Origin of the sequence: Streptomyces sp. NPDC096205 (assembly GCF_044763135.1) — a bacterium.
Lineage (GTDB): Bacteria > Actinomycetota > Actinomycetes > Streptomycetales > Streptomycetaceae > Streptomyces.
The window spans coordinates 187597-201478 of sequence record NZ_JBIWFS010000012.1 but is presented as its reverse complement, the minus strand read 5'-3'; the positions used below and the strand labels follow the sequence as shown (position 1 = coordinate 201478).

Sequence of the window (13882 nt, the reverse complement as noted above, 5' to 3'; positions counted from 1 at the left end):
CGCACCCTACCCGGCGGTACGGGAAGCGGTCAGCCCCTCCACCGCGACCGGGATCGCAGCGTGAGGGGCTGACGGGAGACCCGTGAGGTCAGCTCTTGCGCCGGCGTCGCCACACGGCGATCGGCAGCACGCCCGCGAGCGCGAGGGCCGGCGGCGCGCCCGTCAGGGCCGGGGCGGCCGACGCCTGGTCGTCCAGGCCGGGCTGGTCGAAGGTGTCCGGCACCGGCAGGGTGCCCCAGCGGTTGATCGGCCAGGCCTTGACGATGGCACGGCCGACGACCTTGTCCACGGGGACCATGCCCTTGTTGGCGTCCGCCTGGTTGTAGCGCGAGTCGCGGGAGTTCTGGCGGTGGTCGCCCATCACCCAGATGAAGCCCTCGGGCACCTTCACCTTGAACCGGCCGCCGGAGGTGTCGTCGCTGCACGGGGTGTTGCCCGGGTAGACGTACGGCTCGTTCAGCGCCTTGCCGTTGACCTTCAGCGGGCCGGTGCCGGTGCACTCGACGGTGTCGCCGCCGACGCCGATGACCCGCTTGATCAGGTCCTTCTCCTCCGAGGACGGCATCAGGCCGATCCAGCTGAGGACGGTCTGCAGCGCGTTCGGGTCGGGCGTGGGCTCGCCGGCCAGCCAGTTGTCCGGGTCGTGGAAGACGACGACCTCGCCGCGCTCGGGCTCGGAGCCGAACCAGGGGGTGAGCTTGTCGACCAGCACCCGGTCGCCCTGCTGGAGGGTGTTCTGCATCGAGTCGGACGGGATCGAGAACGCCTGCACCAGGAACGTCTTGATCAGCAGCGCCAGCACCAGCGCGATACCGATCAGGATCGGCAGCTCCTTCCAGAAGGAGCGCTGCTTCCTCGTCTGCGGCTCGCCGGGCTCGTCGCCCTGCTGAGCCTGCTCGCCCTTTGCCGCGCCGTCCTCGGTCGTACCGGCGTCACTCCCTGAGTTCACGATGCTGTCCGCGGCCGGATCGGCCGCTTCCACGGGGCGTCCGCGGTGCTCCTCGCCGTCGTGTCCGGACCGTGCGCCAACCGCCACATCCCCCACGCCAACTCCTTACTCTGTGCCGCCGCCTGCGCCGTACCCGGTGCAGGCCCACCACTCCCATAACGAGCGGGAGTTCCGCAGGGCTCGGGAGCTGGGTCATTGCGTTCGGATCGTTCGGATCGTAGGGGCCAACCCTATGCGACAGCCGGGGACCGGCGGTCGACCCGGAGGCCGAGTCGGGCACGGAGGCGAAGGTTTCCGGCTCCTCCAGGCCGGTCCAGTGGCCGACGGGCCAGCCGATGACGATGGCGCGTCCCACCACCTCGTCGACGGACACGGTGCCGCCGTAGTCGGTGTCCTGGTGCGAGCGCGAGTCCGCGGAGTTGTCGCGGTGGTCGCCCATCACCCACAGCCGACCCGGCGGCACGGTGATGTCGAACTTGGATTCGGAGGGGGCGTTTCCGGGATACAGGTACTCGGTCTCGTTCAGCGCCACGCCGTTGACGGTCACCCGCCCGCGCGCGTCGCAGCACACGACATGGTCGCCGCCGACCCCGACGACCCGCTTGATCAGGTCCTTCTCGTCGTCGGAGGGCAGCAGCCCGATGAAGGTCAGTGCCTCCTTGACCTGCTTGACGACGACGGGGTCGTCCTTCTTCTGCGTGGGCTGCTCGTCCTGGAGCCAGCCGCCGGGGTCCTTGAACACCACGACGTCCCCCCGCTCGGGCTCGGAGCCGAACCAGGGGGTGAGCTTGTCGACCAGCACCCGGTCGCCGATCCGGATCGTCTGCTCCATGGAGCCGGACGGGATCACGAAGGCCTGGACGAGGAACGTCTTCAGGACGAGGGCTATGAGCACCGCCACACCGATCAGGAGCGGTATCTCCTTGATCGCCGAGCGCCTGCGGCGCCGCTTGACCTTGCGCTGCAGCTTGCGCCGCTCGGCCCGGGTCCGCCCACCGGAGGCCCCGGTGGAGCCGGACGCGCGGCGGCTGCCGGTGGGCAGCAGCTCCTCGGCGGCGCTGCGGGGCGTCCCGCGCGGCTTTCCCCGGTTACCCATGCGCACCCCCGGACGCGGGCACACGCGCGTACGCGGCCGGACGCTGAAGTCGCGTGAGATGACCGACCGGCCATACGACGGACTCGGCGCGCCCGATCACCGCGGTGACGGGCACCATGCCGCCGCCCGGCGAGCCCAGATGGTCGCGGGAGTCGCTGGAGGCGCTGCGGTGGTCGCCCAGCAGGAACAGCCGGCCGCCGGGCACGACGACGTCGAAGGGCACCGTGGAGGGCCGGTCACCGGGATACAGGAAGGCCGACTCGTCGACCGGCCGGCCGTTCACCTCGATCCTGCCCTCCCTGTCACAGCAGACCACGTGGTCTCCCCCTACACCCACGACGCGTTTGATGTAGTCGGCGTCCCCGTAGTACCCGGTGCCGTCGAAGACCACGACGTCCCCCCGCTGCGGATCGGCCCCGAAACGGTACGCCAACTTATTTACGAGAACGCGGTCCCCGACCCTCAATCCCTGCTCCATCGAGCCGCTGGGGATCTGGAAGGGCTGCGCCACGAAGACGTTGACGAGCAGCAGGGACGACAGGCAGACCAGCAGGGCGAGGGTGAACCGGCCGCCGGGCAGCCAGGCGGTGATCCGCGACAGCAACGCGAAACGCGACCGGCCCTCCGGCCCCCCGGTGTCCGAGGTCTCCTCGGATCCGGCTGGGCGGGAGGAGCGGTCGCGCTCCGTGTGCTGTGCTTCGGTGTCCATCGGGGCCAGATGCTATCCGGCCCCCATGAGAGCCCCGACGCGAGATCAGCTCTCGCGCTTCTCCTTGATCTTCGCCGCCTTGCCGCGCAGGTCGCGCAGGTAGTACAGCTTGGCGCGGCGAACGTCACCACGGGTGACGAGCTCGATCTTCTCCACGATCGGGGTGTGCACCGGGAAGGTGCGCTCGACGCCGACGGAGAAGGAGACCTTGCGGACCGTGAAGGTCTCGCGCACGCCGGAACCCTGGCGACGAATCACCACGCCCTTGAACTGCTGCACACGGGAGCGGTTGCCCTCGATGACGCGGACGTGGACGTTGACGGTGTCACCCGGGCGGAAGGCCGGGACGTCGCTGCGCAGCGACGCGGCGTCGACGGAGTCGAGCAGGTGCGACATTTCGTCTGCTTTCTTCGCTGATGCCACAGGTCATCAACGGAACCTAGATTTTCTGGCGGGAACTGCCGTGCGGGTCGGGGCGGGCGTCGTGTCCCCCTGTGGCAGGTGGGGCGCACGCCGGACGACGCACAACAGCGACCTATTCTTCCACGTCCTCGACCCGCCGCCAAAATCGGCCGTACGGCTCACCCTCCGGGTCCGGGGCCCAGCCGAGGATGGACAGCATCTCCCGGTCCTTCTTGTCGAAGGCCTTGGGGTCGCAACGCTCGATCAGGTCGGGCCGGTTGGCCGTCGTACGCCGAAGGGCCTCGTCGCGGCGCCAGCGGGCGATCTTGCCGTGGTGGCCGCTGAGCAGCACCTCGGGGATGTCCCGGCCGCGCCACAGCGGCGGCTTGGTGTAGACGGGGCCTTCCAGGAGGCTGGCCATCGCGCCGGGGGCGAAGGAGTCGTCCCGGTGCGACTCGGCGTTGCCCAGCACGCCGGGCAGCAGCCGGGCCACGGCCTCCGTGATGACCAGCACGGCCGCCTCGCCGCCGGCCAGGACGTAGTCGCCGATGGACACCTCGTAGACCGGTATCCGGGTGGCGTACTCGTCGATGACGCGCCGGTCGATGCCCTCGTACCGCGCGGGCGTGAAGATCAGCCAGGGGCGCTCGGAGAGCTCCACGGCCAGCTCCTGGGTGAACGGGCGGCCGGAGGGCGTGGGCACGATCAGCGCGGGCGCGCCGGAGCCCGCCTCGTAGCCGTCGGCCAGGACGCTGTCCAGGGCGTCGCCCCACGGCTCGGTCTTCATGACCATGCCGGGACCCCCGCCATACGGCGTGTCGTCGACCGTGTTGTGCCGGTCGTAGGTCCAGGAGCGCAGGTCGTGCAGCTGGACGTCCAGTTGGCCACGCGCGCGTGCCTTGCCGACCAGGGAGACGTTCAGCGGCTCCAGGTACTCGGGGAAGATCGTGACGACGTCGAGCCGCATCAGGACTCGTCCTCCGCGGTGTCCCGGCTGGAGGCGATCTCCGCCCGCTCGTCGATCAGCCCGGGCGGCGGGTCGATGATGGCCCGCTGCTCCTCCAGGTCGATCTCGGTGACGATCTCCTGCACGAACGGGATCATCACCTCGCTGCCGTCCTCCCGCTCGACGATGAACAGGTCCTGGGAGGGCAGGTGCGAGATCTCGATGATCCGCCCCACCTCGACGCCGTCCTTCGTCACCACGTCCAGGTCCATCAGCTGGTGGTCGTAGTACTCGTCCTCTTCCTCGGGCAGCTCGTCCGGGTCGATCTCGGCGATCAGCACGATGTTGCGCAGCGCCTCGGCGCCCGTCCGGTCGGTGACGCCCTCGAAGCGCAGGAGCAGCCGGCCGCTGTGGACGCGGCCTGTTGCGATGGTGAGGGGCCCGGCGGAAGCCGGGTCGGTGGCAAGGACGGCGCCCGGCGCGAGCCGCAGCTCGGGCTCGTCGGTACGTACCTCGACGGTGACCTCGCCCTTGATGCCATGGGCGCGACCGATCCGCGCGACTACCAGCTGCACGTGTACAGATCTCCTGTCAGAAACGACTACGGGCCGGGGACGGCCCGGAGGCCTTCCCCGGCCCGAGCCGGATGCGGTAAGCGTCAGCGGACGTTGTCCACGTCGACGAGGTCGACACGGACACCGCGGCCACCGATGGCGCCCACGACGGTACGCAGAGCGCGTGCGGTGCGGCCGTTGCGGCCGATCACCTTGCCGAGGTCGTCCGGGTGGACCCGGACCTCGAGCACCCGTCCGCGGCGCAGGTTGCGCGAGGCGACCTGCACATCGTCAGGGTTGTCGACGATGCCCTTCACGAGGTGCTCGAGAGCCTCCTCGAGCATGCTCAGGCCTCGGCCGACTCGGAGGACTCGGCGGCAGCCTCGTCCTTCTTCTCCGCCTTCTTCTTCTGGGTGATGGCCTCACCCTTGCCCTCGTCGTCGCCACCGAGGGCCTCGAACGACGGGCGCGCCTTCTTGGGCTCGGCGACGAGCAGCGGAGCCGGGGCGGGCTCGCCCTTGAACTTCTGCCAGTCGCCGGTCTTCTTGAGGATGGCGAGAACCGGCTCGGTCGGCTGCGCGCCGACACCCAGCCAGTACGCCACACGCTCGGCGTCCACCTCCATGACCGACGGGTTGTAGGTCGGGTGGTACTTGCCGATCTCCTCGATCGCACGACCGTCACGACGGGTACGGGAGTCGGCGACGACGATGCGGTAGTGAGGCGAACGGATCTTGCCCAGACGCTTCAGCTTGATCTTGACTGCCACGGGAGTGGGTTCTCCTGGATTGACGTGGTTGGGCACGGCGAGACTGCCGCGTGGGGTTGCGGTACCCGAGTGCCCGACGGACGCGTCAGCCGGAGGAGAGAGGGGTCCTGTGCGGCTGTCGAGTACAGCTAGCCATTGTGCCACACCCGGCGGGCCGCCTCCGACCCGAGGACGGGGCGCGCACGCGGGCACGACTGAGGGGCACCCGGCGTGGAGGTGAGAAACGCCGGGTGCCCTGGACCTCGGCCGCACCGGCAGCCACGAGATGCCGGTGATCCTGGCCGTCTTACGCCGCTCCGACCACCTCGGGAATCCGGAACGGCTTCCCGCAGCCCCCGCACACGATCGGCGCCTGGGCGAGGACGGAGGGGACCACACGGACGTTGCGACCGCAGTCGCAGACGGCCTTGACGCGGACGCCGCCGCCCGAGGAGCCGTGGCGCGCGGCCGGGCCCCGGAAGGTGCGGGAGGTGTCGGCCGAGGTCGCGGCCGTGTGGGCCTTCAGGGCCCGCTGGAGGCGCTCGATGGTCGGGCGGTAGCGCCGCTTGGCCTCGGGGTTGAGCGAGACCAGCGAGAAGCCGCTGCTCGGGTGCGGCTCCTCGGGGTGGTCCAGGCCCAGCTCCTCGGCGATCGCGAGGAATCTGCGGTTGTGGTACCGGCCGGCCCGGGAGGTGTCGCGCACTCCCCGGGCGGCGGCGATGCCGTGGACTGCCTCATGAAGCAGCCGTTCGAAGGAGAGTTCGTGACCGCACGCGGACGACGACTCCCCGATCAGGGACTCGGGCGCGGCAAGGTCCGGCAGCTCGGGGTGGTACCGCTGAATGTCGGCCCACGCCTGTGCCAGCTCTGCGGCGAGAACAGGTGGTGTCTGTGTCGTGCTCACGTAATGACAACGAGCCAGGGTCCCGCTGTGTTCCTATTCCGGGGCATCCCAAATAATTTGCACGTACCCGTCAGTTGCCGCTGATGCGTCCCGACGAGGGCGGGTGCGCTGATCTGCGGAGAAGCCACGCAGCTCCTACCAAGCCGGTGCGTAGTAACCCCTACGACCCGGCGCGTAGGGCCGTCGCCGACGCGGGCCCGCGCATGCGCAAGAGGCGTTTCGGCCGCCTCCCGGTAACTGGCCCAGCGCACGCGGCCCCCGCGACGTTACCGGGCGCGCCCGTGGCCCCTGACACCACCCCGCCCCGGCCCCAGGTTGCGGGCGCGTGAATTCTCGCCACATGCCCGGCCGGCCCCCAAGCCGGGCCACACGACCACTGGACGCCACCGCGAGCCGGGAGTTACCTGGCATACGGGGGAACAGCGAGCGCACGGCACGCGGGCCACGACAACGGGCCCGGCAGAAGACTCTCGGCGGATTGGGGCGCTTTAGATGACACCTACGCTCGTGCGGCAGCACCAGCCTCATACGGGGGCGCGTTCCCGTGTGGACCTGCGTGCACGCGCGCGTGACTGGTCCGAGATCCAGGAGCGGATGCTGGTCCCGCTCTACGAGGCCGTCTACGAGCGACTCGACGTGGGGTCGCCGACCCGGCTGCTGGGCCTCGGCTGCGGCAGCGGCCTGGCCCTGCTGCTGGCGGCCTCGCGCGGCGCCGCAGTCACCGGTGTCGACGGCTCCTCCCCCGAACGGCTCGACCTGGCCCGGCAACGCCTGCTGCCCGGCGGCGGGTCCACGCACGCGCGCGTGGCCGCCCGGCTCGTCGAGGGCACGCCCGGGGACGCGGCCGACCCGCAGTCACCGCCGTACACGCTGGTGACCGCGTTCGAGCCGGTCGGCAGCCTGGCCGGCGACGCGGAGGGGCTCGGCGAGCTGCTCGCGGCGGCGGCTCCGCTGGCCGAGCGCGGGGCGCCCGTGGTGCTGACCGGCTGGGGTCCGCCCGAGCGGTGCGCCACCGCCGGGGTGCTGCGCGCGGTCCTCGGGCCGGCCGATCCCCCGCGCGGCACCGGCGGCTGGCGTCCCGCCCTGCGCGACGACCTGGAGGAGGTCGCCCAGCGGGCCGGGCTCAGGCCGGACGGCTCGGGCCGGGTCAGCTGCGCCTTCGGCTACGCCGACCTCGACAGCGCCGTACGCGGAATGCTGTCGACGGGCCTGTTCGACGCGGCCCTCACGGCGGCCGACCGGGAGCAGGTCGACAAGGAACTGGCCGAGGCTCTGCACGCCCACCGGCGGGTGGACGGCACGGTGTGGATGCCGAACGTCTTCCGGTATCTGATCGCCCGGGTGCCCTGAACCGGCCACGGACCTCCGACAGTCCAGGCGGAAATTCGACTGTCCGGCTAGATGCTTTCCTCGGTGTCCTTCGAGAGCCGTGTGACGCCCGCGATCCGGTACGCGTCGGCCTCCTCCAGCGTCTCCCGCTCCAGCAGCGCCTCCGCCAGGGCGTCCAGTTGCCCGCGGTGGTCGCGCAGCTTGCGGCAGGCCTCCTCGTAGCAGTCGTCGACGATCCGCCGCATCTCGCCGTCGATGACATCGAGGGTTCCCGGCGCGGCCGCGAGCCCGTACGCCTGCTGGGCGTCGTTCGGCAGGGCGGACAGCCGGCCCACGCGCTCGCTCATGCCCCAGCGGGCGACCATGCCCCGCGCGATGTTGGTGACCTGTTCCAGGTCGCTCTCGGCGCCGGTGGTGACGACCCCGAAGACGACCTGCTCGGCCGCCATGCCGCCGAGCGCGCCGATGATCCGGCCGCGCAGATACTCCTCCGTGTACGCGTACTTGTCCGATTCCGGCGTCGACAGCGTCACCCCGAGCGCCCTGCCGCGCGGCACGATGGTGATCTTGCGGACCGGGTCGGCGCCCGGCTGGAGCATCCCCAGCAGCGCGTGCCCGCTCTCGTGGTACGCCGTCCTGCGCCGCTCCTCCAGCGGCATGACCAGCGGCCGCTCGGCACCGAGCTGCACCTTCTCCAGCGCCTCCGACAGGTCGGACTGTGTCACCTGCTGCTGGCCGCGCTTGACGGCGAGCAGGGCCGCCTCGTTGGCGAGGTTGGCCAGCTCGGCGCCGGTCATGCCCGGGGTGGTGCGGGCGACCTGCGTGAGGTTCACGTCGTCGGCCAGCGGGATCTCGCGGGTGTGGATCTCCAGGATGGCCTCGCGGCCGCCCCGGTCCGGCGGCGAGACGTTGACGATCCGGTCGAAGCGGCCGGGCCGGGTCAGCGCCGGGTCGAGGACATCGGCACGGTTGGTGGCCGCGATGACGATGACACCCTCCGAGCCGGAGAAGCCGTCCATCTCGGTGAGGATCTGGTTCAGCGTCTGCTCGCGCTCGTCGTGCCCGCCCACGCTCCCCCCGCCGCCCCGCGCCCGCCCGATGGTGTCGATCTCGTCGATGAAGATGATCGACGGCGCCACCTTGCGGGCCTCGGCGAACAGCTCCCGCACCCGGGAGGCGCCCACGCCCACGATCATCTCGATGAACTCCGAGGCCGACGCCGAGAAGAACGGCACCCCCGCCTCCCCGGCGACCGCCCGCGCCAGCAGCGTCTTGCCGGTGCCGGGCGGCCCCGCGAGCAGCACACCGCGCGGCATCTTCGCGCCCATACGGCGGTAGGCGTCCGGGTTCTTCAGGAAGTCCACGACGTCGTTGAGCTCGCCCTCGACCTCGTCGATGCCGGCCACGTCCTCGAACGTGGTGCGCCTCTCCCCCGCCTCCAGCTCGACCGGCTTCGGCGGCGCCTTGCGCCCGAACATGCCGCCCGCACCGCCCATCCCCTGCCGCATCCGCCGCGCGATCACGATCCACACCACGATGATCAGCAGCATCGGCGCCAGCGAGATCAGCAGGTTGGCCAGAAAGCTGCGCTGCTGGACGACCGGCTCCGCCGTCACCGTGACCTTGTTCTTGCTCAGGTCCTCCCACAGCTGGTCGTCGGCGAAGGACGGGCGCTGTGTCTTGAACTTGGTGTAGCTGCCGTCGTGATCCGGCCTGTCCCGCTTCTCCTTGAGCTGCCCCTGGATCGCGTCGCCCTTGGAGTAGATCTTGCTGACGTTCCCGGCGTCGACCTGCTTGCTGAACTCCGTGTACGAGATCGTCGGCTCGTCCCCCTCGCCGAAGAACGACAGCACGAGGTTGGCGATCAGGAACACGATCAGCGCCGTGAGGGCCAGGCTCCACCAGCCGCCCCGCAGCCTGCGACCGCCCGGCGACGGCTTGGGCGGCTCCTCGGGCGTGCCCTCGGTGCGCCAGGGCTGTTCGGGGGACTTGCGCGGCGGCGCCGGGTTGGTCATATCCGGACGTTACGACAGGAAAGCCGCGGGGGCATGCGGATGTACGACGCCGGGGTGCGGCCTGCGCGAAGGGCGTCCTCGTAAACGCCCGGGGGCGCCCTCCATGGCAGAGGGCGCCCCCGGGGGACGTACAACCGGGCTCGGTCAGCCCATGAACTTCTTGAACTCGTCCGGCAGCTCGAAGTCCTGACCGGCCTGCTGGCCGGGCAGCCCGAAGGCACCGCCCTCGGCGGCGGCCGCGCGGCGGGCGGCCTCCTCCTGCTCCTGCTGCTTGCGCTTCATCGGGTTGCCGGAGCGCTGCTTGCCCTTGGCCTTCTTCGGCTGCTTCTTGGAACGGCCGGGGCCGCCGCCCATACCCGGGATGCCGGGCATACCGGGCATGCCGCCGCCCTGGGCCATGCGGGACATCATCTTGCGGGCCTCGAAGAACCGCTCGACCAGGTTCTTCACCGCGCTGACCTCGACACCCGAACCGCGGGCGATACGGGCGCGGCGCGAGCCGTTGATGATCGTCGGTTCCTGGCGCTCGGCCGGAGTCATCGACTTGATGATCGCGGCCGTGCGGTCCACGTCCCGCTCGTCGATGTTGTTGATCTGGTCCTTGATCTGCCCCATGCCGGGCAGCATGCCGAGCAGCTTGCTGATGCTGCCCATCTTCCTGACCTGCTCCATCTGGGCCAGGAAGTCGTCCAGGGTGAAGTCCTGGCCCTTCTTCGACGCCAGCTTGGAGGCCATCTTGGCGGCCTCTTCCTGGCTGAACGTCTTCTCCGCCTGCTCGATCAGGGTGAGCAGGTCACCCATGTCGAGGATGCGGGAGGCCATGCGGTCCGGGTGGAACGCGTCGAAGTCGTCGAGCTTCTCGCCGTTCGACGCGAACATGATCGGCTTGCCGGTGACCTCGCGGATCGACAGCGCGGCACCACCGCGGGCGTCGCCGTCGAGCTTGGAGAGGACCACGCCGTCGAAGCCGACGCCGTCACGGAAGGCCTCGGCGGTGTTGACCGCGTCCTGGCCGATCATCGCGTCGACGACGAAGAGGATCTCGTCGGGGCCGATGGCGTCGCGGATGTCCGCGGCCTGCTGCATCATCTCCTGGTCGATACCGAGGCGGCCCGCGGTGTCGACGATGACGATGTCGTGGACCTTGGACTTCGCGAAGTCGATGGAGTCCTTGGCGACCTTGACCGGGTCACCGACGCCGTTGCCCGGCTCGGGCGCGTAGACGGCGACACCGGCGCGCTCGGCGACGACGCTCAGCTGGTTCACGGCGTTCGGGCGCTGGAGGTCACACGCCACCAGCAGCGGCGAGTGGCCCTGCTCCTTCAGCCACCGGCCCAGCTTGCCCGCGAGCGTGGTCTTACCGGCACCCTGCAGACCGGCCAGCATGATCACGGTCGGCGGCTGCTTGGCGAACCTCAGCCGGCGGGTCTCGCCGCCGAGGATCCGGACCAGCTCCTCGTTGACGATCTTGAGGACCTGCTGGGCCGGGTTGAGCGCCCGCGACACGTCGGACCCGAGCGCACGCTCCTTGACGTTCTTGATGAACGTCCGGACGACAGGCAGGGCCACGTCCGCCTCGAGGAGCGCGATCCGGATCTCGCGCGCAGTGGCGTCGATGTCCGCCTCGGAGAGCCGTCCCTTGCCGCGCAGGTTCTTGAAAGTCGCTGAGAGGCGATCGGAGAGAGTATCGAACACGGCGCTCGCGGTCCTCGGGGTCGGTGGCTGCGGATGAATCGCCCTCCAGGGTATCCCGGCGGCACAGGTCGCCGGAGCCCCCCGGTCAGCCCCGCAGCATCTCCTCCAGCTTCCGCGCCACCGACACCGCCTCCTCACCGGGCAGGGGCACGCCCTGGGGGCCTGTGACGTAGAAGGCGTCGACGGCGTTCGCGCCCAGGGTGGAGACATGCGCACTGCGCACCCGCACCCCCGCGTCCTCCAGCGCTCGCCCGATGCGGAACAGCAGGCCGGGCGCGTCCTGGGCACGGACCTCGATCACCGTGGCCGAGTGGGACGCGGCGGAGTCGACCGTCACGCGCGGGGGCGGGGCGACGACGCCCCGGCGCCTCGGATAGGCCGCGTCCCGCTCCGCGAGGCGGCCCGCCACGTCCAGGGAGCCGTCCAGGGCGCGGACGAGGTCGGCGCGCAGCCGGGCGGCCTGGGGCAGGGAGCCGTACTCGGCGGCGACGCGCCAGTTCAGCAGCAGGACCGAGCCGTCGACGCCGTCGGGCAGGTCCAGGGCGCGCAGCTCGGCCGTGCGGACGGTCAGGCGGTGCATGGCGAGGACACCGGCCGCGGCGGGCAGCACGCCCCGCTGGTCGGGTACGGCGATCAGCAGCTCCACGCCCAGCGGCTCGGGCTCCCCCGACGGCTCCTCCCCCGGCGGCTCGGTCTGCGCGCGCAGCGCGAGCACCGGCCCGCCCGTGCGGAACGCCTCGACGGCGAGCCGCTCCTGCTCGGCGGTGGGCGCGGCCGCCTCGGGCTCCTCGGCGGCGTCCCCGGCGAGCACGGCGGCGACCCGTTTGACCAGGTCGGCGACCAGCGAGCCGCGCCAGGAGGACCAGGCGGCCGGGCCGGTGGCCAGGGCGTCCGCCTCGGTGAGCGCGTGCAGCAGCTCCAGCGTGCTCTGCGAGCCGACCGCGTCGGCGACGGCCCGCAGGGTCGCCGGGTCCTCCAGGTCACGCCGGGTGGCGGTCTCGATGAGCAGCAGGTGATGACGTACGAGGGTCGCCAGGACGGCGACGTCCGCGCGGTCGAAGCCGATGCGTGCGGCGACGTCCTTGGCGATGATCTCGCCAGCCACGGAGTGGTCGCCGGGCCAGCCCTTGCCGATGTCGTGCAGCAGGGCGCCGACCAGCAGCAGGTCGGGGCGGGACACGCGGCGGGTGAACTCGGAGGCGCGGACCGCGGTCTCGATGAGGTGGCGGTCGACGGTCCACACGTGCACGGCGTTGCGCTGTGGCCTGCACCGCACCCGCTCCCAGTCCGGCAGCAGCCTGCTGACCAGCCCCTCGGCCTCCAGCGCCTCCCACACCTCGACGGTGGGGCGGCCGGAACCGAGGAGGGTGACGAGCTGCTCGCGCGCCTCGGCGGGCCAGGGCGTCGGCAGGGGCCGTACCCCGGCGGCCATCCGGCGTACGGCGTGCAGGGAGAGCGGCAGGCCGGCCTGGGCGGCGGCGGCCGCGGCGCGCAGCGGGAGCACGGGGTCGCGGTCGGGGCGTGCGGCGCGGGCGAGCACCACCTCGCCGTCCTGCTCGACGACGCCCTCGGCCAGCGGCGACCGCTCGGCGACGGGCTTGCCGCCGCCGAGCATGGCGCGCAGCCGCGGCCGTACGGCACGGGAGCGCAGGACGCGGCCGACCTCGCGCCAGGTGACGTCACTGGCGTACGACACGACTCGGGCGGCCTCGTAGACCTGGCGCAGGAGGGTGTCGGCGTCGAGGAGGCCCAGTTCGGCGGCGACCTGGTCCTGCTCCTGGAGGGCGAGCCGGTCGGTGGCGCGGCCGGTGGCCAGGTGGAGGGCGTCGCGGACGTCGAGGAGGCGGCGCCGGGCGTCGTCGAGTCCTTCGCGCGGGGCGTCGGCGAGCCAGGAGGCGGCGACGGCGCGCAGGGCGGTGGCGTCGCGCAGCCCGCCGCGGGCCTCCTTCAGGTCCGGCTCCAGCAGGTACTGGAGCTCGCCCTGGCGTTCGGCGCGTTCGGCGCACAGTTCCTGGAGCTCGGGGAGGCGCCTGGGTGCCTGGTTGCGCCAGTCGGCGAGGACCGTCGTACGCAATCCGGCGGTGAGCCCGAGGTCTCCGGCGATGTGCCGGGCGTCGAGGAGGCCGAGCTGGACCTTCAGGTCCTCTCCGGCCGTCTTGCGTGCCTCGGCGGGGGTGCGTACGGAGTGGTCGAGGGCGAGTCCGAGGTCCCACACCGGGTACCAGACCCGGTCGGCGAGCGCGGCGACCGCGTCGGTGTCGGAGCCGTCGTGCAGCAGGAGCAGATCGAGGTCGCTGCGCGGGGACAGCTCGCCGCGGCCGTAGCCGCCGACGGCGACGAGGGAGACGCCCCGCAGGTCCTTGGCTCCGGCGGCGAACAGTCCGGCCAGCCACGCGTCGGTGAGCTCGGCCAGGGCGGCACGGCGCGGCGGCCCGGACCGCGCCTCCTCGGTGAGGAGGCGCAGCCGGGCCGCCGCGTAGCCGCTGGGTCCCGAACCTTCTTCTTCTGTACGGATGTCCGTGTTCGTCACCCAGC

At 71.5% G+C, this 13882-nt stretch carries 13 protein-coding genes; 1 reads left to right on the top strand and 12 read right to left on the bottom strand.

All coding sequences use genetic code 11. The annotated features are described in order from the left end of the window. Positions 1–88: 88 nt before the first annotated feature. The 9 genes from lepB (ACIQ6Y_RS36630) to ACIQ6Y_RS36590 form a co-directional block, all read right to left on the bottom strand. Positions 89–1045, bottom strand: coding sequence for a signal peptidase I (lepB, locus tag ACIQ6Y_RS36630; RefSeq protein ID WP_404046405.1), 957 nt, complete (start codon positions 1043–1045; stop codon positions 89–91). Beyond that, entirely contained in the window at positions 933–2045 is a 1113-nt protein-coding gene (lepB, locus tag ACIQ6Y_RS36625) for a signal peptidase I (protein ID WP_404046403.1), read from the bottom strand. Before lepB (ACIQ6Y_RS36625) ends, lepB (ACIQ6Y_RS36630) begins: the two co-directional genes overlap by 113 nt. Next, complete coding sequence (gene lepB, locus ACIQ6Y_RS36620; RefSeq protein ID WP_404046401.1) at positions 2038–2754, bottom strand: signal peptidase I; 717 nt, start codon at positions 2752–2754, stop codon at positions 2038–2040. The genes lepB (ACIQ6Y_RS36625) and lepB (ACIQ6Y_RS36620) overlap by 8 nt, the downstream gene beginning before the upstream one ends. 45 nt (positions 2755–2799) lie before the next feature. Beyond that, positions 2800–3150 carry a 50S ribosomal protein L19 gene (rplS, locus tag ACIQ6Y_RS36615; RefSeq protein ID WP_103781700.1) on the bottom strand — a complete coding sequence of 117 codons (351 nt, stop codon included), beginning with the start codon at positions 3148–3150 and terminating at the stop codon, positions 2800–2802. 139 nt (positions 3151–3289) lie between these two features. Next, entirely contained in the window at positions 3290–4123 is an 834-nt protein-coding gene (trmD, locus tag ACIQ6Y_RS36610) for a tRNA (guanosine(37)-N1)-methyltransferase TrmD (RefSeq protein ID WP_404046398.1), read from the bottom strand. Beyond that, positions 4123–4677 carry a ribosome maturation factor RimM gene (gene rimM / locus ACIQ6Y_RS36605; protein WP_404046396.1) on the bottom strand — a complete coding sequence of 185 codons (555 nt, stop codon included), beginning with the start codon at positions 4675–4677 and terminating at the stop codon, positions 4123–4125. Before rimM ends, trmD begins: the two co-directional genes overlap by 1 nt. An 83-nt stretch (positions 4678–4760) precedes the next feature. Beyond that, positions 4761–5000, bottom strand: coding sequence for an RNA-binding protein (locus tag ACIQ6Y_RS36600; protein WP_029385578.1), 240 nt, complete (start codon positions 4998–5000; stop codon positions 4761–4763). Between the two features lie 2 nt (positions 5001–5002). Further along, positions 5003–5425, bottom strand: a complete 423-nt coding sequence (gene rpsP, locus ACIQ6Y_RS36595; RefSeq protein WP_404046392.1) for a 30S ribosomal protein S16 — start codon at positions 5423–5425, stop codon at positions 5003–5005. 286 nt (positions 5426–5711) lie between these two features. Further along, positions 5712–6308, bottom strand: coding sequence for a hypothetical protein (locus ACIQ6Y_RS36590; protein ID WP_404046390.1), 597 nt, complete (start codon positions 6306–6308; stop codon positions 5712–5714). A 492-nt stretch (positions 6309–6800) separates the two neighbouring features. On the opposite strand from ACIQ6Y_RS36590, the gene ACIQ6Y_RS36585 reads away from it, so the two are divergent. Next, positions 6801–7658, top strand: coding sequence for an SAM-dependent methyltransferase (locus ACIQ6Y_RS36585; protein ID WP_404046387.1), 858 nt, complete (start codon positions 6801–6803; stop codon positions 7656–7658). Between the two features lie 47 nt (positions 7659–7705). On the opposite strand, the gene ftsH is transcribed toward ACIQ6Y_RS36585, so the two are convergent. The 3 genes from ftsH to ACIQ6Y_RS36570 form a co-directional block, all read right to left on the bottom strand. Continuing rightward, on the bottom strand, positions 7706–9652 hold the full coding sequence (ftsH, locus tag ACIQ6Y_RS36580; protein ID WP_404046384.1) for an ATP-dependent zinc metalloprotease FtsH: 1947 nt from the start codon (positions 9650–9652) through the stop codon (positions 7706–7708). A 144-nt stretch (positions 9653–9796) separates the two neighbouring features. Next, positions 9797–11347, bottom strand: coding sequence for a signal recognition particle protein (gene ffh, locus ACIQ6Y_RS36575; RefSeq protein ID WP_404046382.1), 1551 nt, complete (start codon positions 11345–11347; stop codon positions 9797–9799). Positions 11348–11432: 85 nt separating this feature from the next. Continuing rightward, on the bottom strand, positions 11433–13877 hold the full coding sequence (locus tag ACIQ6Y_RS36570) for a [protein-PII] uridylyltransferase (protein WP_404046380.1): 2445 nt from the start codon (positions 13875–13877) through the stop codon (positions 11433–11435). Between the last annotated feature and the right edge of the window lie 5 nt (positions 13878–13882).